The 21717-nt window shown below is 45.2% G+C and carries 25 protein-coding genes; 23 read left to right on the forward strand and 2 right to left on the reverse strand.

The window, feature by feature from the left end; translation table 11 throughout:
- Nucleotides 1-69: 69 nt before the first annotated feature.
- The 23 genes from fliL to IE163_RS10015 all read left to right on the forward strand — a co-directional run bounded on the left by fliL (nucleotide 70) and on the right by IE163_RS10015 (nucleotide 19915).
- Nucleotides 70-591 carry a flagellar basal body-associated protein FliL gene (gene fliL, locus IE163_RS09905; protein ID WP_189432759.1) on the forward strand — a complete coding sequence of 174 codons (522 nt, stop codon included), beginning with the start codon at nucleotides 70-72 and terminating at the stop codon, nucleotides 589-591.
- A 12-nt stretch (nucleotides 592-603) separates the two neighbouring features.
- Nucleotides 604-1692, forward strand: a complete 1089-nt coding sequence (fliM, locus tag IE163_RS09910) for a flagellar motor switch protein FliM (protein ID WP_189432761.1) — start codon at nucleotides 604-606, stop codon at nucleotides 1690-1692.
- 5 nt (nucleotides 1693-1697) lie between these two features.
- Nucleotides 1698-2075, forward strand: a complete 378-nt coding sequence (gene fliN, locus IE163_RS09915; protein ID WP_189432763.1) for a flagellar motor switch protein FliN — start codon at nucleotides 1698-1700, stop codon at nucleotides 2073-2075.
- The gene (gene fliO, locus IE163_RS09920) at nucleotides 2075-2608 is read left to right on the forward strand and encodes a flagellar biosynthetic protein FliO (RefSeq protein WP_189432765.1); all 534 of its coding nucleotides are present in this window, start codon (nucleotides 2075-2077) and stop codon (nucleotides 2606-2608) included. Before fliN ends, fliO begins: the two co-directional genes overlap by 1 nt.
- A 38-nt stretch (nucleotides 2609-2646) precedes the next feature.
- Entirely contained in the window at nucleotides 2647-3363 is a 717-nt protein-coding gene (fliP, locus tag IE163_RS09925) for a flagellar type III secretion system pore protein FliP (RefSeq protein ID WP_373297890.1), read from the forward strand.
- A complete protein-coding gene (gene fliQ, locus IE163_RS09930) occupies nucleotides 3360-3629 on the forward strand; it encodes a flagellar biosynthesis protein FliQ (protein ID WP_189432769.1) in 270 nt (89 codons plus the stop codon). The genes fliP and fliQ overlap by 4 nt, the downstream gene beginning before the upstream one ends.
- A gap of 13 nt (nucleotides 3630-3642) precedes the next feature.
- Complete coding sequence (gene fliR, locus IE163_RS09935) at nucleotides 3643-4416, forward strand: flagellar biosynthetic protein FliR (RefSeq protein ID WP_189432770.1); 774 nt, start codon at nucleotides 3643-3645, stop codon at nucleotides 4414-4416.
- 9 nt (nucleotides 4417-4425) lie between these two features.
- Nucleotides 4426-5556: a flagellar biosynthesis protein FlhB gene (flhB, locus tag IE163_RS09940; RefSeq protein WP_189432772.1), complete on the forward strand. Its 1131-nt coding sequence runs from the start codon at nucleotides 4426-4428 to the stop codon at nucleotides 5554-5556.
- Nucleotides 5557-5684: 128 nt separating this feature from the next.
- Nucleotides 5685-7796 carry a flagellar biosynthesis protein FlhA gene (gene flhA, locus IE163_RS09945; RefSeq protein ID WP_189432775.1) on the forward strand — a complete coding sequence of 704 codons (2112 nt, stop codon included), beginning with the start codon at nucleotides 5685-5687 and terminating at the stop codon, nucleotides 7794-7796.
- A 9-nt stretch (nucleotides 7797-7805) separates the two neighbouring features.
- Nucleotides 7806-9233 (forward strand): flagellar biosynthesis GTPase FlhF, encoded by a 1428-nt coding sequence (flhF, locus tag IE163_RS09950; RefSeq protein WP_189432777.1) that lies wholly within the window; start codon nucleotides 7806-7808, stop codon nucleotides 9231-9233.
- Entirely contained in the window at nucleotides 9226-10092 is an 867-nt protein-coding gene (locus IE163_RS09955; protein ID WP_189432779.1) for a MinD/ParA family protein, read from the forward strand. Before flhF ends, IE163_RS09955 begins: the two co-directional genes overlap by 8 nt.
- A gap of 9 nt (nucleotides 10093-10101) precedes the next feature.
- Complete coding sequence (locus IE163_RS09960; RefSeq protein WP_189432781.1) at nucleotides 10102-10821, forward strand: RNA polymerase sigma factor FliA; 720 nt, start codon at nucleotides 10102-10104, stop codon at nucleotides 10819-10821.
- Nucleotides 10822-10863: 42 nt separating this feature from the next.
- On the forward strand, nucleotides 10864-11247 hold the full coding sequence (gene cheY, locus IE163_RS09965; RefSeq protein ID WP_189432784.1) for a chemotaxis response regulator CheY: 384 nt from the start codon (nucleotides 10864-10866) through the stop codon (nucleotides 11245-11247).
- 25 nt (nucleotides 11248-11272) lie between these two features.
- Nucleotides 11273-12025, forward strand: coding sequence for a protein phosphatase CheZ (locus tag IE163_RS09970; protein WP_189432787.1), 753 nt, complete (start codon nucleotides 11273-11275; stop codon nucleotides 12023-12025).
- 15 nt (nucleotides 12026-12040) lie between these two features.
- Nucleotides 12041-14167, forward strand: a complete 2127-nt coding sequence (locus IE163_RS09975; protein WP_189432789.1) for a chemotaxis protein CheA — start codon at nucleotides 12041-12043, stop codon at nucleotides 14165-14167.
- Nucleotides 14168-14178: 11 nt separating this feature from the next.
- Nucleotides 14179-15354, forward strand: coding sequence for a protein-glutamate methylesterase/protein-glutamine glutaminase (locus IE163_RS09980; RefSeq protein WP_189432790.1), 1176 nt, complete (start codon nucleotides 14179-14181; stop codon nucleotides 15352-15354).
- Complete coding sequence (locus IE163_RS09985; protein WP_189432792.1) at nucleotides 15347-16090, forward strand: flagellar motor protein; 744 nt, start codon at nucleotides 15347-15349, stop codon at nucleotides 16088-16090. Before IE163_RS09980 ends, IE163_RS09985 begins: the two co-directional genes overlap by 8 nt.
- A 3-nt stretch (nucleotides 16091-16093) precedes the next feature.
- Entirely contained in the window at nucleotides 16094-17056 is a 963-nt protein-coding gene (locus tag IE163_RS09990; protein WP_189432794.1) for an OmpA family protein, read from the forward strand.
- 1 nt (nucleotide 17057) lies between these two features.
- Nucleotides 17058-17834 carry a ParA family protein gene (locus IE163_RS09995; RefSeq protein WP_189432999.1) on the forward strand — a complete coding sequence of 259 codons (777 nt, stop codon included), beginning with the start codon at nucleotides 17058-17060 and terminating at the stop codon, nucleotides 17832-17834.
- Nucleotide 17835: 1 nt separating this feature from the next.
- Nucleotides 17836-18645, forward strand: a complete 810-nt coding sequence (locus IE163_RS10000) for a chemotaxis protein CheW (RefSeq protein ID WP_189432797.1) — start codon at nucleotides 17836-17838, stop codon at nucleotides 18643-18645.
- 26 nt (nucleotides 18646-18671) lie between these two features.
- The gene (locus IE163_RS10005) at nucleotides 18672-19166 is read left to right on the forward strand and encodes a chemotaxis protein CheW (RefSeq protein ID WP_189432799.1); all 495 of its coding nucleotides are present in this window, start codon (nucleotides 18672-18674) and stop codon (nucleotides 19164-19166) included.
- Nucleotides 19166-19606, forward strand: a complete 441-nt coding sequence (locus IE163_RS10010; RefSeq protein WP_189432801.1) for a DUF2802 domain-containing protein — start codon at nucleotides 19166-19168, stop codon at nucleotides 19604-19606. The genes IE163_RS10005 and IE163_RS10010 overlap by 1 nt, the downstream gene beginning before the upstream one ends.
- A 3-nt stretch (nucleotides 19607-19609) precedes the next feature.
- Nucleotides 19610-19915 carry an EscU/YscU/HrcU family type III secretion system export apparatus switch protein gene (locus tag IE163_RS10015; protein ID WP_189432803.1) on the forward strand — a complete coding sequence of 102 codons (306 nt, stop codon included), beginning with the start codon at nucleotides 19610-19612 and terminating at the stop codon, nucleotides 19913-19915.
- Nucleotides 19916-19988: 73 nt separating this feature from the next.
- Here the strand turns inward: IE163_RS10015 and IE163_RS10020 are convergent, their stop codons facing one another.
- Nucleotides 19989-21002, reverse strand: a complete 1014-nt coding sequence (locus IE163_RS10020; RefSeq protein WP_189432805.1) for an MJ1255/VC2487 family glycosyltransferase — start codon at nucleotides 21000-21002, stop codon at nucleotides 19989-19991.
- A 12-nt stretch (nucleotides 21003-21014) separates the two neighbouring features.
- Complete coding sequence (locus tag IE163_RS10025) at nucleotides 21015-21608, reverse strand: thymidine kinase (protein WP_189432807.1); 594 nt, start codon at nucleotides 21606-21608, stop codon at nucleotides 21015-21017.
- Nucleotides 21609-21717: the final 109 nt, after the last annotated feature.

The following is a 21717-nucleotide window of genomic DNA, read 5'->3' on the forward strand; positions in this document are numbered from 1 at the left end:
CCCCCTGACGAGTGAGCATAATGGCATTACTTTAGTCAGTTTTTTGACAGCTTTGGGAGCCTTCGTTTCATGGCAGATAATGATTTAGAAATTGTAGATAAAGGTACAACGAAGAAGAAGCTTATACTGCTTATCGGTGTACTTGTCATAGCTATCACTGCTGCAGCTGGCTATTTCTTCTTTTTAGGTGGTGAGCAACAATCTGACAATTTAACTGTCCTTTCTGAATCGGGAGGTGATGTGGCTTCTTCTGCCACGGGCAGCGCACAAGGTACCGCCTTGTATGTACAATTACCGAGGCCCTTTGTATTTAATGTTGCTGGTGCCTCACGTGACCGGCTAGTACAAATCAGAGTACAGTTGATGGTGCGTGGTGATGCAAACCAAGCTTTGGCATTACGACATATTCCATTAATCGAAGGTACGTTATTGGCAACCTTTAGTGCAGCTAACGCGGATGAGTTGATTTCTGCCACCGGTAAAGAAGAGTTAAAAAACCGGGCATTAATTGAATTACAAAGCGCTATGTTAGATGTGGTGGGTTCTGTGGTAGTGGCCGAAGTGCTATTTACCGGTTTTGTTATGCAATAAGAGTGAGCAAACGTGTCCGATTTACTATCGCAAGATGAAATTGATGCGCTGTTACATGGTGTCGATGAGGTTGAAGAAGAAGACATTGAATCGTCCGATGCTGGTCAAAATGGCAAAACGATGCAATTCGACTTTTCGTCACAAGATCGTATTGTACGCGGCCGGATGCCTACGCTGGAGATGGTTAATGAACGCTTTGCCCGCCATATGCGCATCAGTTTATTTAATATGATGCGGCGTACTGCCGAAGTATCGATTAATGGTGTGCAAATGATTAAGTTTGGCGAGTATGTGCATACTTTATTCGTCCCTACTAGCTTAAATATGGTGCGTTTTCGTCCCTTAAAAGGTACTGGTTTAATCACCATGGAAGCGCGTTTGGTCTTTATCCTGGTCGATAACTTCTTTGGCGGCGATGGTCGCTATCATGCCAAAATTGAAGGCCGAGAGTTTACTCCAACCGAACGACGTATTATTCAAATGCTGCTTAAGCTAATTTTCGAAGATTATAAAGAAGCTTGGGCACCGGTAATGGACGTGTCCTTTGAATATTTGGATTCGGAAGTGAACCCGGCGATGGCTAATATTGTCAGTCCAACGGAAGTGGTGGTCATTAGTTCATTTCATATTGAACTCGATGGCGGAGGTGGTGATTTCCATGTTGCCTTACCGTATTCGATGCTAGAACCGATTCGTGAGCTATTAGATGCCGGTGTGCAGAGCGATAAGGAAGATACTGACTTACGCTGGTCTAAGGCTTTGCGAGATGAAATTATGGATGTAAAGGTTGGCCTGAGTACCAAAATGCTCGATGTCGATTTAACCTTGCGTGACATTATGGAATTAAAAGCGGGTGACATTATTCCTATTGATATCCCCGAGCATATTACGGTAATGATAGAAGAATTACCGACCTTCCGGGCGAAAATGGGGCGTTCACGCGATAATGTGGCATTAAAAATTATTGAGAAAATTAAACGTCCTGAATCTGTAAAATCCGAAATGCAGGTTTTTACAAAAGGAGGCCGACGTTTAGACAATGATGCGGATATTTCTGAGTTAGAAGCCGATTTAAATTTTAATGATCGGGATAAAAGGTAAATCTCATGGCAAATGATCAAGATACGATGGATGAATGGGCAGCGGCTATGGCTGAAGCTGAAACGGATGCCAAAGCAGTTGAGTTAGAGGAATTACAAGATGATCGTGACTCCGCAGTTGATAAGCGGAAACTTGATACTATTTTAGATATTCCGGTGACCATTTCGATGGAAGTAGGTCGCGCCAAAATTAGTATTCGTAATCTATTGCAGCTAAACCAGGGTTCGGTGGTTGAGTTAGAGCGGATCGCTGGTGAACCTTTAGATGTCTTAGTTAATGGCACCCTCATCGCGCATGGTGAAGTGGTTGTGGTAAACGACAAGTTTGGTATTCGCCTGACGGATGTGATTAGCCAGATTGAGCGTATTAAGAAACTACGCTAATGCTGAGGATGCTTGGTAAGATAGTTTGCGTTTTAGGATTACTGTTTACTCTGGTAGCAGCGCAATCTGTTGCGGCCGAAACAGTAGAGAGTGCTTCGTCAAATGCTTCGCAGCAAGACAGTATAAACGAGGCGAGGAGTGTTGGTGAAGAACCAGAGCAAACGAAGACGCAGTCTGGGAGCCTATCACGTGAGAGTGTGTTGCACCCAGGGACCGATAACAACAACTCAACGATGACGTTAGCAAAAATCGTCATTTCTCTGGCGCTAGTCATTTTGTTGGTGCTGGGATTAGGCTGGATGTTTAAGAAATTGTCCTTGCGCATGCCAGGCAACCGACAAATTAAAGTTATTTGCGCCTTACCGCTCGGTCAGAGAGAACGCATCTTAGTTATTGAAATACAAGGAAAACAGCGAGTGATTGGGGTGACACCACAAAGCATCAACTTGCTGTTCGAATTAGAAAATCCTCTTCCAGAAGAAAAGTTGGCATCAGATTTTCATACACAGTTGCAATCATTCCTGAAAAAGTAAGCTTTTCTATGTTGCGATTGTTGTTTGTAGTGGTGCTAATGCTATTTAGTAGCGATATTCTAGCCGATAATACTACCTTATCGGCTTTAACCGTCACCACCAATGCGGATGGATCTCAGTCTTATAGCGTCACACTGCAAGTGTTAGCTATTATGACGGCGCTTAGCTTTATTCCTGCGATGGTCATTATGATGACCAGCTTTACCCGTATCATTGTCGTGTTAGCCATTTTGCGTCAAGCCATAGGTTTACAACAAACTCCCTCTAATCAGGTGTTAATTGGTATTACCTTATTTTTAACCTTTTTTATTATGGCACCGGTTTTTAAAACGATTAACGAACAAGCCATACAGCCCTATATCGCAGAGAGCATTACCCCTGTTCAAGCATTAGACGCCGCTATAATCCCTATTAAGGCTTTTATGCTACATCAAACCAGGGTAAAAGACTTAGATACCTTTGCTCAAATAGCGGGTTTAGATGTTGCAGAACAGCCACAAGATTATCCGATGACGGTGGTCATTCCTGCTTTTGTCACCAGTGAGCTAAAAACCGCCTTTCAGATTGGTTTTATGTTGTTTATTCCGTTTTTGATTATTGATTTGGTTGTCGCCAGCGTATTAATGGCGATGGGTATGATGATGCTCTCACCTATGATTATTTCACTGCCTTTCAAGCTAATGATGTTTGTATTGGTTGATGGCTGGATTTTAGTGATGGGGACTCTAGCAACAAGTTATGGGGTGGGTACATGAGCCCAGAAACCTTTGTAGACGTATTGCGAGATTCGTTGTTTATTGTGATCTTGCTAGTTAGCGCTATTATTTTGCCTTCACTTTTTGTTGGCTTAGTGGTTGCGGTCTTCCAAGCGGCAACCTCAATCAACGAACAGACATTGAGTTTTTTACCGCGTTTGATTGTTACCTTATTAGCCTTGATTTTTGGCGGACATTGGTTAGTACGGGTGATCATAGATTATACTACCGAGCTCTATCAAAGCATTCCACAAGTAGTGGGCTAGCGGAGTTGCCTAAATGGAAATTCTAATGGCGACCTTGATGCAGGCTATTGCCGACTTTTTACTGCCCCTGTGCAGGGTATCGGGCATGTTGATGATTATGGCAGGCCTGGGCGTTCGTAATATCCCAACACGTATCAAGACGGGGCTGGTGCTGCTGATTACTGTAGTCATGATGCCGATGTTGCCAAAAACCGTATATCCAGACCTTATTTCTTTGGCGATGGTACTAGAAGTCATGCTGCAGTTGACGATAGGTTTTGCTTTAGGTTTTATTTCTTTAATGTTTATCAATACTTTTGTGTTAGCTGGTCAATTGTTAGCAACACAAACAGGTTTGGCTTTTGCTTCTATGGCCGATCCGGCCAGTGGTATGACAGTGCCAGCAATTGGCCAGTTTTATTTAATTTTGGCGACCTTGTTATTTTTTGTCTTTAACGGTCACTTGATTATGATTCAGATGCTGGTATTCAGTTTTGACACCTTACCTATTACTGGACAATGGTGGGATGTGACTAGCTACTGGACTATTCTTGAGTTTGGCGGTTGGATGTTTGCTACTGCTCTGGCGATAGCGCTTGCTCCTATTGTCGCTATGCTTATGGTCAATTTATCTTTCGGTATTATGACGCGTGCCGCACCGCAGCTGAATATTTTCTCTATCGGTTTTCCGATAACGATGTTATCTGGTTTGTTAATTCTGTGGCTGACTTTAGATACCTTTTTATTCCACTATGATAAACAGTGGCAGCATGTAATAGATTACAGCTGTCGATTGATTGGCTGTTAGGAGGCTGAGATGTCAGAAGGTTCCGGCGGCGAAAAAACCGAACAGCCCACCCCCAAGAAGCTGCAAGACGCAGCGAAAAAAGGCCAGATAGCCCGTTCAAAAGACTTGGGTACTGCCTTTGTATTGATTGGTAGTGCGGCCGCCTTGCTGATATTTGGCAAAATGCTTGCTCTATCAGTGCTCACGATAGGGCAAAGGATGTTGCGTCTTGACCAAAAAGATATTTTTGAGACAAATTCGATGTTCAGTGCCTGGGGAGAAGTAGGCAGAGAACTCGCCTGGCCGATGGCTGGGATTTTCTTTTTTATCTTACTAGCTGCTTTTATTGGTAATACCTTGCTCGGAGGCTTTAATTTCAGTTGGGAAGCAGCAGGTCCAAAAGCGAGTAAAATGAGCCCGCTAAAAGGTTTTAAACGCATGTTCGGTTTACAGGCGTTGGTAGAGCTTGGCAAAAGTATCCTAAAAGTAGCCGTTGTGATTGGAGTGGCCTATTTACTATTAAACGTATTTTTTATGGATATTATGGCGCTGTCTTTAATGAGTGAGCCCAATAATATCGAATCGGCATTGTATTTTCTGGGCTGGTTGTTTTTGGGGCTGTGTGCCAGTATCTCTATTATCGCGCTGGTTGATGCACCTTATCAAAAATGGAATCACGTTAAGCAATTAAAAATGTCCTTGCAGGAAATCAAAGACGAACATAAGAACTCCGAGGGTAGTCCTGAAACGAAAGGCCGTATTCGCCGCACGCAAATGCAGATGTCGATGAAACGAATGATGCAACAAGTCCCTACCGCTGATGTAATTGTAACCAACCCCACACATTATGCGGTAGCGCTTAAATATGATCAGGGCAAATTCCGCGCTCCAGCTGTAGTCGCCAAGGGGGTTGATGAAGTTGCGATGCATATTCGTAAAATAGCAAACGAGCATAAGATCCCGGTATTGGAATCACCAGCACTGGCCCGCTCAATTTATTACACCACTAAGCTTGACCATCCAATACCTGAACAGCTATTTGCTGCTGTGGCACAGGTACTTGCCTACGTCTATCAATTGAAGATGTATCGTAAAGGTAAAGGCAGTCGGCCGAAAAACCTGGCAAAAGAGTTGCCAATCCCAGAAGATTTCCGGCATTAAGATAGCTAAAGAGCCGCTTTACGGTGTTGAATTATTCAGCGAACAGCGGCAATGTCTTTAGCTTACAGTAGAGCTGGAACGTTTTTTGCTAATGCATAGCAGTCCGTCAACAGATTGTCAGGTCTTACATGCAGTTACCCCAGTTTTTCAGCAAATTTGACAAGTCCCACTTACAGCACTTAAAAGGTATAGGCACACCATTATTGATCGTGGCCGCCTTGGCAATGATTGTCCTGCCGTTACCACCATTGATGTTAGACGTGTTGTTTTCGTTCAATATTGCGCTGGCGCTGGTGGTGTTACTGGTCACCGTCTACACTAGGCGTCCGCTGGACTTTGGTATCTTTCCCAGCGTGTTACTCGTAGCAACTATTCTGCGTTTAGCCTTAAACGTTGCCAGTACCCGGGTGGTATTGCTAGAAGGTCACAATGGCGGTGATGCCGCGGGTAAAGTTATTGAAGCCTTTGGCTCCGTAGTGATCGGCGGCAACTATGCTGTGGGTATCGTGGTATTCCTAATCTTGATTATTATCAACTTCGTGGTGGTGACCAAAGGTGCGGGGCGTATTGCCGAAGTATCCGCCCGTTTTACCTTAGATGCGATGCCAGGTAAACAAATGGCGATTGATGCTGATATGAATGCCGGGTTAATTACGCAAGAAGAAGCCCGAGCTCGTCGTGAAGAAGTCACCAGTGAAGCTGATTTTTATGGCTCGATGGACGGTGCCAGTAAATTTGTAAAAGGTGACGCCATTGCCGGTATTGTTATTTTAGTGATTAACCTTATCGGTGGGCTCTTCATCGGTATGATTCAACATGGCTTAAGCTTTGGTGATGCAATGGAAATCTATACCTTGCTGACCATTGGTGACGGCTTAGTGGCGCAGATCCCCGGCTTACTGCTTTCTATCGGTACTGCCATTATTGTTACCCGGCAAAATAAAGAAGGTGATTTGGGTAAACAAATGACCAGCCAGCTTGGTGATAATACCCAAGTCCTTTTCGTGGCGGCAGGGGTGATGACGTTAATGGGCATAGTACCTGGCATGCCACATTTTGCCTTTTTGACTCTAGCGGCTTTATTAGGTGGCGTTGCTTTTTATGTAAAACGGTTGGCCACGACCAAAGCTACACAGCTGATGCCCAAAAATACTGCGGCAGGTGGTGAGCAAAGAACCGAGCTGCAAACAGTCAAAGAAATTGGGTGGGATGATGTACAAGGTGTAGATACCATTGGTTTAGAAGTGGGGTATCGGCTGATTCCGCTGGTAGATAAAGCACAAGGCGGCGAACTGCTTAATCGCATTAAGGGTGTTCGTAAAAAATTATCACAGGAACTGGGGTTCCTGATCCCGCCTGTGCATATTCGTGACAACCTGGATTTAGAACCTAACAGCTATCGCGTTGCGTTAATGGGCGTAACAAATGGTGAAGGTGAATTAAGACATGACAACGAATTGGCGATTAATCCGGGCCAGGTATTCGGTACTGTGAAAGGTATTGCGACTAAAGATCCCGCTTTTGGCCTGGATGCGGTATGGATTAGTAAAGATCAGCGGGAACATGCGCAAACCTTGGGCTATACCGTGGTGGATGCAGCAACGGTCGTTGCGACTCATTTAAGCCAAATCCTGACCAATAGTGCTGCAAGCTTACTTGGCCATGAAGAGGTACAGAATCTGCTAGACATGTTGGCGAAGCATTCACCCAAATTAGTGGAGGGTTTAGTACCTGATACCCTGCCGCTTACCGCAGTCGTGAAAGTGTTACAAAACTTATTGCATGAAGGGGTTCCTATTCGCGATATGCGAACCATAGTGCAAACCTTGGTTGAATATGGCGCTAAGAGTCAGGATGTCGATGTGTTAACCGCTGCTTGTCGTATTGCACTGCGTCGTTTAATAGTGCAAGAGGTCGTGGGGAGTAAGCAAGAAATTCCGGTTATTACCTTTGCGCCAGAGCTTGAGCAAATGCTGCATCAGTCTATGCAGGCTGCCGGAAATGACGGTGCTGGCATAGAACCTGGGCTGGCTGACCGCATTCAACAATCGTTACAGGAAGCGCATCAGAATCAGGAACTAAGCGGTGAAAGTGCGATAATGCTAACGTCAGGAATTTTACGCACAGTTATGGCACGATTCGTGAAATACACTATTCCAGGATTGCGAGTGTTGTCTTATCAGGAAATACCAGACGACAAACAGATTCGCATTGTCAGTGTAATTGGCCAGTCGAACTAGGAGTAACTCATGAAAATAAAACGCTTTGTTGCCAAAGATATGCGCAGCGCCCTGGCAGACGTTAAAGAGTTTCTTGGACCTGATGCCATTATTCTGTCGAATAAGAAAGTCCCCGAGGGTGTTGAGATAGTGGCAGCCATAGATGCAGAGCCAGCAGCTGTCAAACCTCGGCAGAGCGCGCCGGCAAAGGTGGTGGCAGAAGATATTACACCAGTAACCAGGCGTGCTGAGCCAAGACTAGACATTAAAGTCGACGATCAAAGTGACGCTGAGCCAGCCGACTCTTTACGTGCTTTACTTGCCAGGCAAATGATTAAGCAGCAAGGTCGCGATATTGCTGCGGCACAAACGACAAAGCCAAAATTGACAGAGCCGAAAGTTAGTCGAGCGACACAGTTTGAGCGTCAAAACAATGACAACAATAGCAGCATGATGAGTGGTGCTATGCCAAATCAGTTGCAGGAGTTAAGCAAAGTACAGCAAGCACAGGCACAACTCATGCAACAGCAATTTGCCCAGATGCAAAATGAAATGCTCTCCATGCGTCAGCTATTGCAGCATCAGGTATCTGGATTAATGTGGCAGGATTTGGCGCGTAAAGAGCCGGTGCGTGCCTTAGTGATCGAAAACTTAAAGCAATTAGGATTATCAGAGCAAATAGCTGATCAATTAGCTTGTTTTATGCCAGATGATTTAAATGCAGCCGATGCTTGGGATACCGCATTAGAGTTACTAAGTGGTCAACTGACAACGACAAACGACGATATTTTACGTCGAGGTGGTATTATTGCACTGGTCGGGCCAACTGGTGTGGGTAAGACAACAACGGTTGCTAAGCTAGCAGCTGGTTTTGCCAAACGGCATGGCGTTGATCAGGTGGCTTTAATCACTACCGATTGTTTTCGTATCGGTGCTTTTGAACAATTAGCGACTTTTGGGCGCATTATTGGTTGTCCAGTGAAGCAAGCGAAAGACAGTGAAGAGCTATCAATATTGTTGAATCAGTTGCAACAGCGTAAACTTATTCTAATCGATACGGCAGGCATGAGTCAGCGCGATCTTCGGCTAGCTGAGAAACTGGCGTCTTTAGTACACAATTCTCGTGTTAAAATAAAAAGTTATCTGGTATTGTCTGCAACAGCACAAGCTAAAGTTATGCAAGAAAGCGTACAGCAATTTAAACGGATCGGTTTGTCTGGTTGTATTTTCACCAAGTTGGACGAGTGTCTTAGCTTAGGTGAGGTAATAAATGTTGCTATCCAAAATGCATTGCCTGTTAGCTATCTGACCAACGGCCAGCGTGTACCAGAGGATATTTGTATTGCCGATGCCGTTACCCTGGTGAAGGACGCTGAGCAGTTACGCCAGCAACACAGTGGTGATACGCATCAATGGTATCAAGATGATTCTAGCCGGGTAGAAGCAGTTTATGCGTGACGATGTAATAGCAGATGATCAAGCCAGTGGCCTAAGACAAATGAAGAAACAAATGGTGAAGGTAATCTCAGTAACCGGTGGTAAGGGCGGCGTAGGTAAAACTAACGTTACCCTTAACCTTGCTATGGCACTTGCTCAGTTGGGTAAAAAGGTGCTGGTTCTGGACGCCGATTTAGGCTTGGCCAATTGTGACGTTATGTTAGGGCTTCGAGTAGAAAAAAACCTCTCACATTTACTCGCAGGAACAGCCTCGTTGGATGATATTCTGGTTGAAGGCCCTTTTGGTATCAAGATTGTCCCTGCCACCTCGGGTAGTCAGAATATGACTGAGCTTTCTCAAGTGGAACATGCCAGTTTAATTAGAGCCTTTAGCGAGTTACAAACACCGGTTGACGTGTTATTAGTAGATACGGCTGCTGGTATTTCGGATATGGTATTAAGCTTTTCCAGGGCCTCACAGGATGTGCTTGTTGTGGTTTGCGATGAACCCTCTTCCATCACTGATGCCTACGCTTTGATGAAAATACTTAGCCGGGATCATGGTGTAGATAAATTCAAAATTGTTGCCAATATGGTACGCAGCCTGAAAGAAGGGCACGAATTATTTGCTAAACTTACCCGGGTAACAGACCGGTTTTTGGATGTGAGTTTAGAGTTAGTTGCAACAGTGCCGCATGATGAAAATGTGCGAAAAGCGGCACGCAAACAAAAAGCTTTTATTGAAGCCTTTCCGAAAACTCCTGCTAGTATGGCAATTAAGACATTGGCGCTAAAAGCGGTTAAGTGGCCGCTGCCAAGTAGTGCATCAGGGCATTTAGAGTTTTTTTTAGAACAATTAGTGCAGCCGCAGTCTGACTAAGGGGGACCTGTGAACAGTAAGGTGGCCGCTTATGGTGGTATAGACCACACGCAACAACTGGTGGAGCGGCATGCTTCACTGGTTAAACGTATTGCTTATCATCTATTGGCCCGTCTCCCGGCCAGTGTGCAGGTAGACGACTTAATTCAGTCCGGCATGATAGGTCTAATCGAAGCTGCAAAAAACTTTGATGGCAGCAAAGGCGCGAGTTTTGAGACCTTCGCTGGTATTCGTATTCGTGGCTCTATGCTGGATGAAATTCGCCGTGGTGACTGGACTCCTCGCTCCGTACATCGCAATGCCAGGTTAATAGCCGATACTATTGCTGAACTTGAAGCTATACTAGGCAGAGATGTAAAAGATCATGAAGTTGCAGAAAAACTTGCTATCTCTTTAGATGAATATCATCATATGCTATGTGACGTTAGCTCTGGTCGTATTATTGGTATAGAGGATCTGGGTATTTCTGAAGATGTGTTAGTTACATCAGATGACATAGACACTGACCAGCTGTACCATGAACAAGCAAATAGCGCTTTCAGTGAAGCTTTGGCAAAAAATATCAGTAGCTTGCCAGAGCGTGAGGCGTTAGTTCTGTCACTTTATTATAATGATGAGCTAAACTTGAAAGAGATCGGGGCGGTGCTGGATGTCAGCGAGTCACGGATCAGTCAGATTCATAGTCAGGCATTGGTGCGTTTAAAAGCCCGAATGCAGGCTTGGTTGTAATGCATCCTGAATGGCGGGATGACTTTCTCTTCGGAGGGGACTTTGGATAAAAATATGAAAATTCTCGTAGTCGACGATTTTTCGACCATGAGACGTATCATTAAAAACCTATTGCGCGATCTTGGTTTTACAAATATTTCAGAAGCTGACGATGGCAGCACGGCACTGCCGATGCTACAAAGCGGAGATTTTGACTTTGTGGTAACAGACTGGAATATGCCTGGTATGCAAGGTATAGACTTATTGCGGGCAATTCGTGCTGATGCAAAGCTAAAGCACATACCCGTATTAATGGTTACCGCCGAAGCTAAAAAGGAACAGATCATTGCGGCAGCGCAAGCTGGTGTAAATGGTTATATCGTCAAACCTTTTACTGCGGCGACGTTACAGGAAAAGCTGGCGAAAGTATTTGAGCGGATCGGTTAGGCCGTATCTTCCAAGGAGTAAAGCCATGCCTGAGACTACGGTCCCACTTATTACGCTTGAACAAGCCAAAGAACTAGTCCAATTATTGGAAATGGGAGAGCAGGATATCGCAAACCAGCTGGTACAACAGCTTGGTTTGCCCGGTTCTTCTGAACTCTTTGCTGAGGTGGGGAAATTAACCCGGCAGCTCCATGATTCACTTAAAAACTTTCAGATAGATCCCTCCTTAAGTAACATTCTGGAAGAGGATATCCCTGACGCTAAAAAGCGACTTAACCATGTCATTGATATGACAGAGCAAGCGGCTAATCGTACCATGGACGCCGTTGAGTCGTGTTTACCAATAGCGGACCAGATTAGTGCTCAATTAAACCAGCTCATGCCACAGTGGCAACGGTTGATGAACCGGGATTTAGAACTGGGTGAGTTTAAAACCTTATGCCACGGTATCGATAGTTTCTTATTACAGACGGTGGCTGAGTCTACTCGTTTGAATAATTTACTGACTGACGTGTTGATGGCGCAGGATTATCAGGATTTAACCGGGCAAATTCTACGGCGTGTGATTGAGCTGGTGCGGGAAGTAGAAGAAAGCCTAATTGGCTTATTAACTGCTTTTGGTAATGCGAATCCCAAACTGCTGGAACAAAAGCCGACGAAAAGCAAACCTAAAACAGCGGTTACCGCTGAAGGCCCCATTATTGATGCCGCTGAGCGGAATGATGTTGTTTCCGGGCAGGATGACGTTGATGATTTACTGTCGAGCTTAGGTTTTTAACAGAGGTGTCTGCAGATGAGTTTTGATATGGATGAAGATATTCTTCAGGATTTTCTGGTAGAAGCCGGTGAAATTCTGGAGTTGTTGCAAGAGCAGCTCGTTGAGTTAGAGAATAATCCTCAAGACGCCGCTTTGCTTAATGCTATTTTCCGTGGCTTCCATACAGTGAAAGGTGGTGCGGGTTTTCTGTCACTGACTGAACTGGTTGACGCTTGCCACGGTGCAGAGAACGTGTTTGATATTTTACGTACTGGCAAACGTAGCATTACACCTGAGCTTATGGACACCATCTTACAAGCACTGGATGCAGTAAATGGGATGTTTACAGAGGTCAATGCCAAACAACCTTTAACACCGGCAGCACCTGAGTTATTGGCTGCATTACACTATTACAGTGAGCCTGAAACTGCAGGCGAGGTGGCGCCTGTCGCTGTTAAAGCGCCCGAGCCGGTGAAAACCCCTGAACCTCAGCATACCAAGCCTGTTACAGCAGACACTGATAATCAGGACATTGAAAGTATTACTGAAGATGAATTCGAGCGAATGCTTGATGAATTGCATGGTGCTAAGGCTCCTGGTCAAGCGGTAACAGCAGTTGCTACCCCAAGTAATGCAGCCTCTGGCGATGATATTACTGACGATGAATTCGAAGCGTTACTTGATCAACTTCATGGCAAAGGTAGCTTCAAAGCAGAGAAGCCTGCCGATGCTGCTCCGGCACCCATTACCAACTCAGGTAATAGTGGTGACGATATTTCTGACGACGAATTTGAAGCGCTTCTTGATCAGTTACATGGCAAGGGTAAGGCACCTATCGTTGTGTCGAAACCCAATTCAGAGCCTGTCAGTGCGCCCGCACCTGTCACACCTTCTCCGGTACCGGCAAAAGCAGCAGATACTCCGCCAGCGCCTGTGGCAGATAAGGCTGCTGCGGCGGCTGAAACCACAGTGCGTGTTGATACAAAGCGGCTTGACCAGATTATGAATATGGTAGGTGAGCTGGTGCTGGTACGTAACCGGTTAGTCAGTCTGTCGGGTACGGCGCAAAATGAAGAAATGAGCAAAGCCATCGCAAATCTGGACGTAGTGACCGCTGATATTCAAGGCGCGGTGATGAAAACCCGGATGCAGCCTATTAAAAAGGTTTTCGGTCGTTTCCCCCGGGTTGTACGTGATTTAGCACGCTCCTTGAAAAAAGACATCGATCTGGTTTTGGAAGGCGAAGAAACTGATTTAGATAAAAACTTGGTTGAGGCTCTGGCTGATCCGCTGGTGCATTTGGTTAGAAACTCGGTAGATCATGGCATCGAAATGCCTGAAGTGCGCCAAGCAGCAGGAAAGCCACGAACCGGTGTTGTTAAGTTAGCGGCAACTCAGGCAGGGGATCATATTTTACTAACCATCCAAGACGATGGTGCAGGAATGGATCCTGAGAAACTAAAAGGTCTGGCTATTAAACGTGGTGTTATTGATGCTGATGCTGCGACCAGAATGTCTGATACTGAAGCCTTTAATCTGATTTTTGCCCCTGGTTTTTCTACCAAAGAGCAAATATCGGATATCTCGGGTCGTGGTGTGGGTATGGATGTGGTGAAAACCAAAATTACCCAGCTAAACGGCACTGTGCATATCCACTCCAAGCTGGGTGAAGGTACCTTGCTGGAAATTAAAGTACCACTCACGCTAGCTATTTTACCGACCTTAATGGTAATGGTAGGCAAGCAAACTTTTGCTTTACCCTTAGCTGGTGTGAATGAAATCTTCCATCTTGATCTGGCAAAAACTAACATCGTTGATGGTCAATTGACGATAGTGGTTAGGAACAAAGCCATACCGCTCTTTTATCTCGAGCACTGGCTGGTTAAAGGTTCAGATAGAAAAATACGGCGTGAACAAGGCCATGTGGTGATCGTGCAGATTGGTACACAGCAGGTTGGTTTTGTAGTCGATCAGTTAATTGGTCAAGAAGAAGTGGTGATTAAAGCGCTTGATGCCTTACTGCAGGGAACCCCTGGAATGGCCGGTGCAACTATTACCTCTGATGGCGGTATAGCCTTGATTTTAGATGTGCCCAACTTGCTAAAACATTATGCCAAGAAATCTAAGGTTAAATTTGAGCGGTTTAATAAACTGCATGCTTAAGTGAGAGTGGCATGACCATTAGGGTTTTGATTGTTGATGACTCCAGCTTCTTCCGACGTAGGCTCACCGAAATATTGTCGGCTGATGCAGAGTTAGAGGTGATAGACACTGCTAACAATGGTCGTGAAGCTGTTGACAAAGCCTTAGCGCTAAAGCCTGATGTTATTACGATGGATATTGAAATGCCAGTTTTGGATGGGATTTCAGCGGTACGCGAAATAATGCAGGCGCAGCGGATCCCTATCCTTATGTTTTCTTCGTTAACCCACGAAGGCGCTAAGGCTACGTTAGATGCGTTAGATGCCGGTGCGGTTGATTTCTTACCTAAGAAGTTCGAGGATATTGCCCGGGATAAACAAGAGGCTGCCGAGGTATTGCGGGAACGCGTTAAAGCGGTGGCTCGGCGTCGGCCTCTGGGACGGACGACCTTTAGTAACTCGGCTTTAGCACGCAGTTCCTCTTTAACTGGACGAACATTGAGTGAACCACAACGAGCAGTAACTGAGCCAGCCAAGCCGTTAACCGCCCGCAGTATGTTAGAGCGTCCCAAGCTGACTGAGCGTGCGGCCTTAGTCGCTGGTAGACATCATGCCACAAGCAGTGGTAAAGAGTACAAATTGGTTGCTATAGGTACTTCTACCGGGGGACCGGTTGCCTTGCAACGTATTTTAACGGCGCTACCGGCGAGTTTTCCCTTACCGATAATTCTGATACAGCACATGCCAGCAGCTTTTACGGGCGCTTTTGCGCAGCGGTTAAATACGCTGGCGAAAATAGAAATTAAAGAAGCGGAAGACAATGATTTACTGCGCCCTGGAGTTGCTTATTTAGCTCCAGGTGGCAAACAAATGCTAATTGAAGGTAATGATCATCAAGCCAGATTGCGCATTAAAGAAGACGATTCGCCAAGAATAACATTTAAACCAAGTGTCGACATTACGTTTGCTACCGCTGCCCGGGTTTATCACGATAAAGTATTAGCTATAGTGTTAACGGGAATGGGGGCGGATGGCCGAGAGGGGGCAAGACTCTTAAAACAGCAAGGCTCAACCATCTGGGCGCAGGATGAAGCTAGCTGTGTGGTCTACGGTATGCCGCAGGCCATAGCTGCCGCTGGTTTGATGGATGCGGAAATTACCCTAACGGATGTCGCAACTCGAATGTTGACGGAACTTAAGCATGGATAAACTGGCGTTAAGCGGCTTTCTGTTAGCTGTATTGGCCGTTGCTGGTGGCTTTATGCTCGAAGGAGGGACGTTAAGCACTCTCTTACATTTCCCTGCTTTTGTGATTGTCTTTGGCGGCACCATAGGTGCTGTAATGCTACAAACGCCTTTTGCGCAGTTTCGGCTGGGGCTAAGTATGTTGCCTTGGGTATTTAAACAAAATGGATTAAATGTACAAGCGACTACCGAACGGATCGTCGAGTGGGGAACCGCCGCTCGGGTGAACGGTTTTTTGTCGTTGGAGTCTGTGGCTTTAGAAGAGTCTGATACATTTTTGCATCGAGGTTTGAATTTACTGGTCGATGGTGTTGAAGCACAATCAATACAAGCTACGCTGGATGCCGAATTAAGCCTTGAGCAGGAACGTTTACTGCGGGGGGCTCGTATTTATGATGCAATGGGTGGATATAGCCCTACTATTGGTATTATCGGTGCAGTTCTGGGGTTAATTCAGGCACTTAGTCATATTAGTGATCCAGATTTGCTTGGGTTAGGAATTGCAACCGCTTTTGTGGCTACCATCTATGGCGTAGGCTTTGCAAATCTGCTGTTTATCCCGGTGGGGAACAAGTTGAAGAACCTAATACAGCAGCAAAGCTTGTATCGCGAACTGATTATTGAAGGGCTTGTTTCGATAGCTCAGGGACAAAATCCGCGGCTTATTGAACACAAACTGGCCGCCTACTGGCAAGGCTAAGCAATGTACCGACATCGCCGTTTAAGACAGCAACCCGAACGCGAAGAGCTTGATCGCTGGTTGGTATCCTATGCGGATTATATGACGCTGATGTTTGCACTCTTTGTTGTTCTCTACGCGCTTTCTTTGCTAAAGCAAGATGAGTTTAATGCGTTGACCGAGTCTATTACCAAAATTTTCGAAAAGTCACCGCGCCAAGATAGTCTCGGTCCTGCGAGCTCTTTACCCCCTGTTTCGGGGAACTCAGAGTTTGGGTTTTCAGGAGCCGCTGTCAATCAACCGTCCACACCTAAAGAGGTTGCTAACGCGACAACGTTATCTGATGTACGGCAACAACATTTGGGAAGCCCACTGCAGCTGATTGAGCAAGATCTACGATTGGCACTTAGTGATTTGATTGGGCAGGGAGTAGCCAAGCTTATTCAAGATGACGACTGGTTGGTGATTGAACTAAATAGTGGATTATTATTTGCTTCTGGCAGCGCTACAGCCACTAACTCAGCCAGAACGGTACTGCAAGAAATTAGTAAAATCATTAACCCGATCAATAATTTTTTAAGAGTTCGCGGCTATACTGATAATATTCCTATTCGCAATGAAGTGTTTTCATCTAATTGGGAGTTATCAGTTGCTCGAGCGACATCAGTGCTACGGATACTGGAAACTCTGGGTACGCCATCGCATCGAATGGCGATAGAGGGGTTTGGTGAATACTACCCAACTGCAGATAATGCGACAGCCAGCGGCAGAGCAGAGAACCGCAAAGTGGTCATCGCTATCTCTCGTTTTGGGTATCAGTCAGAAGCACAAAAGGCAACAGAACAAAATGCCGTGTTAGAACAACAATTACAAAACGTTACTCAGGCTGATGGCTCTATTCAGGTTGTGCCTCTACCGGGTGGTGGTATTCGTATTACAACGCGTCAGGATAACCCTGATGCTAAGTCAGATAGACAGGATCCGTAAATTGGTCATTTGGACAATAGCAAATCAAAAAGGTGGTGTAGGTAAAACCACGACCACAGTAACACTTGGAGGCTTGCTCGCCGAGCGAGGCTATCGTGTGTTATTGGTCGATACTGATCCGCACGCCTCACTTACCTATTATTTTGGTATTGATGCCGAAGAGCTCGAGGTGAGTGTTTATGATATTTTTGTGCGTGGTAAAAATATCACTCGCGAAGAAATTTTACAGTCGCTTTGTCCTAGTACGGCAGAAAGATTAGACATTTTGCCGGCTTCTATGTCACTTGCCACCTTGGATAGATCTATGGGCAATAAAGGTGGTATGGGGTTGATTGTTAAAAAAGCCCTGCAGTTAATTGCCAAGGATTATGACTACGTGCTTATAGATTGTCCGCCTGTTATGGGCGTACTTATGGTAAATGCGCTAGCAGCCTGCGATAGAGTATTAATACCGGTACAAACTGAATTTTTAGCCTTAAAAGGCCTGGAACGTATGATTGCAACCATGGCTTTAATGCGTAGTTCCCAGCAAGATTTGGCTTTCACCATTATTCCTACTATGTACGACAAACGCACTAAAGCGTCTTTAGAGGCTTATAAAGAACTCAAAGCCAAGTATCAAGATAAAGTGTGGTCAGCGGTCGTACCTATAGATACAAAATTCCGTGATGCTTCGCTAGCACAGACACCACCGAATGCCTTTGCCGGAGCATCACGCGGCGTTTTCGCTTACAACACGCTGCTGACCTACTTGTTGCAACTGGCACCGGAGGCTTAACATGAGCCATTTAATAGCTAGCCAGAAAGTGATTCAGCATTATCTTAAGGCATTATTAACAGAAGAAGATGCTGTTGAAACGCCGGTTAAACCGGCGCTAGCGGATGAAAAAAAGGCCGAGTTAAATAAATTACTGGCACAAGCGGTTCCCGTAGCTACAAAACCCGCTATTGCAACACCCGTTGTGACTCAAACAGCAAAACCTGTAGTTGCCTCACCAACACCACCTATGACCAAGCTGGTGCAACTGGCAGCAAAAAGTACTGTTGATACGAATAGCCCTAATTTGTTACAACGCGATATTCCGGTAGCACAGCGCCTGGCTGCTCCTGCGCCAGTTAAGGCTCCAGTTGAAAAAGCCTACCGTAACAGCAGGTTTCAGGCATTGTTTTTTAGTGTAGCGGGGCTTAAAGTAGCAGTGCCGTTGACTGAGTTGGGTGGCATTCACGAACTTACTGATATTAATACCTTGTTTGGTAAGCCTAGCTGGTTCAAAGGTGTAATGTTGTATCGGGAGCAAAAACTGAATGTTGTTGATACCGCTCGCTGGATTATGCCAGAAAAATATGACGCAACGCTGGCACAAGGGTTAAACTATCAATATCTTGTTATGCTCGGCAGTAGTAACTGGGGTCTTTGTTGTGAGACCTTGATTGATACTATCACGCTTGAACCAGAACAAATTAAATGGCGTGAGCATGAAGGTAAGCGGCCCTGGATGGCTGGATTAATTAAAGAACATATGTGTGTGTTAGTTGATGTAGAAGAGCTAATAACCCTGTTAGGCCGAGGCCTGGACATCAACGCCTGAACAGGCAGACCAATGAGGAGCTGTAGATGAGTAATAAAATTTCCCAAACGGCAGATAAGAACCAGGCCACTGATCAGGTATTACAATGGGTGACTTTTCGCTTGCAAGAGGAAACCTATGGTATCAACGTAATGCAAGTACAAGAAGTACTACGCTATTCAGAAATTGCTCCGGTTCCCGGTTCACCGGATTATGTGTTGGGCATCATCAACCTGCGTGGTAATGTCGTTACCGTGATTGATACCAGAGCCCGTTTCGGACTGCCACCAGCAGAAGTTACCGATAACACAAGAGTTGTTATTATTGAAGCAGAGAAACAGGTTATTGGCATTTTGGTAGATAGCGTTGCCGAGGTGGTATATCTAAAACAATCTGAAATAGATGTTGCGCCTAACGTTGGCACTGACGAAAGTGCTCGTTTTATTCAAGGTGTTGCAAATCGTGAAGGTGAATTATTAATATTAGTCGATCTTAATAAGCTGCTTAATGATGATGAATGGGATGAAATCAGCAGTATCTAATGATTAACCTTAGCTTGCTACCCTGGCTACTTAATGCCATTTTTTTAATATTGCTGCTGGTACTTTGGCTGCGGTGCCGGCAACAATGGCGTGCGCAGCAACAATCTTTAAGCTTACTTAGCTCACAGTTTGAAGCTAGCCAGCAGCAAAGCAGCATCACACAGACCGAAACTGAGGAATTGCGTGCTGGTGTTATTGGTGTTGGGCAAAGAGTATTGGATTTGCAAGAACAGCAGCAGTTATTAAAACTACAAGTGTTGCAGTTACAAGAGCAGCAAGATGCGATAGCGCTCAGTGATCCTGAGAGCAAAATATATAGCAGAGCAATGAAAATGGTAGAGCTCGGCGCTGATTTAGAAGAAATTATTCGTGAGTGCGAACTGCCAAGGGCAGAAGCTGAGCTACTATATAATTTACATCAACAGAAAAACGTTAAATAGCTTATGGCTAAAATACCCGAGCAAAGCGCTGCTGCACTGAAATATGATGGTAAAAACGCACCCGTCATAGTGGCTAAAGGGCATGGACAGCTAGCCTCGGATATTATTTCGTTAGCACGTGAGCATGGAGTGCTGATCCACGAAGATGCTGAGCTGACCAAATTACTTAGCCAGTTACAACTAGGCGAGCAAATCCCCAAAGAATTATATCTTATTATCGCTGAGCTGATCGCTTTCTCTTATGTACTGCAGGGCCAATTCCCCGATAATTGGCATAATATCCATCAGCGTATCGATTTCAAAACTTAAGGCGCTATGCGCTTTATTACTAACTGATTAGTTGCTGAGTCTTTTCCTGCCATTATCTATTCGTTGATGTCAGTTACCAGAGCGCTTTTACCAAGCGCTGTGCTTGGTCAGGAGTGTCTTGCAACAGCCAGTCACAAATAGCTGCAGCCACATTAGGATACTGTATGTTGTTTGCCACTCTTGGGCCATTAAGCCATTCGGCAATAATTTTAGTGCTTAAGGTATTTGCTCTACTGGCGAGTTTCAATTGAGTTAACGCCAGTGCATTAGATTGTTGTTCCATTTGTCCTTGTAGCGGTTTAACCAGAATATGTTTTTGTAATTGTAGCGCTTCGCTTATCAGCTCAAAGCCAGCGTTACTGAGCACTGCTTCACTTTGCAGCAAATCCGTTTTAAAAGCCTGTAACGATGGTGGTTGGGTACGAATATGGCCATAGGTGCCAATGGTTAAACCTGGGCCGTAAATACTAAAGGTGAAGTCGGTTAACGGAGTTAACAACCGCATGACTTGCTGCTGATCTTCAAAGGGTAAATAAACTAGTACCTGTTTTGGTACTAAGGTGCTTTGTATCTTAGGTAAATCAATGATCGGAGGTAAGATAGGTTGATTAAAATGATGCCAATGCAAGCCCAGACTGAATTTAGCTGGGGCAAAATGGCGAAATATATTGTGGCTTAGTAGGCTCGCATTCTCCATTGGGATCGGCTGCAAAAAGGCGTACTGGTGGCCAATCCCTATACAGGTTTTTTGTTGGCGTTGAGCGGCCCAGGCAGTAACAGGTTCAAAGTCGGTTAATACCAGATCATAGCTGCTAACATCTAAACTACGGATATCCCGCCACAGCTCTCGCAAGCTGGCCTGCTTAGCACTTTGCCAATAATTCACCCGTCCAGCCTGACTGATAAAAGTTAAGCCTCGGCGCAATTGATACCGCCCAAATTGCTGCATATCAAAAAATTGCTCAGCAGGCCGGCCCGAAAACAAAAAATCTACAGTAACCCCGGCTTGCCGCAATTGTTGCTCCATGGCTCTGGCCCGGCTAATATGCCCGTTTCCTGTTGCCTGTACGCCATAGAGAATTCGCATTTTATACTCCGATTAATCTGTTGTTGGGTGTCGCCACACCAGGGCTTTAAAATGTTGTCGGCACATCGAGACATAGCTTTCATTACCACCAATTTGTACCTGAGAGCCTGCTGTCGCAGCTTTGCCATGTTCATCTAAGCGCACTACAAAGTTCGCTTTACGGCCACAGTGACAAATGGTTTTCAGTTCAATCAGCTTATCTGCCCAGGCTAATAAAGCCTGACTACCGGCAAAGGTTTCACCTAAAAAATCAGTACGCAAGCCAAAGGCTAATACTGGGATATGCAGGTTATCAACCACGTCGGTCAGTTGCCGAACCTGTGTTTTACTTAAAAACTGCGCTTCATCTAGTAGCACGCAATCTAAACGCCCCTGCGCTTTTAACTGGCTGATATGCATCAAAAAATCAAATTTTTCATCAAAAATATGCGCGTCCATTGCTAAGCCAATTCGTGAGCTTACTTTCCCCAGTCCAAAACGGTTATCCAGTGCTGCGGTATAAATAGCCACTGTCATGCCTCGTTCCTGATAGTTGTAAGCACTTTGCAGCAACGAGGTTGATTTGCCGGCATTCATTGCCGAGTAATAAAAATATAATTGTGCCATTGCATAAACCTTCTAAGATTTGACGGCACAGTATAACTGAAAAATATAAAGGAATAAGATGACAGTAGTAAGACAAGGTACGGGGAAGAAAAATTTTAGCTGCCGCTGG

It is taken from the genome of Alishewanella longhuensis (genome assembly GCF_014653435.1).
GTDB lineage: Bacteria > Pseudomonadota > Gammaproteobacteria > Enterobacterales > Alteromonadaceae > Alishewanella > Alishewanella longhuensis.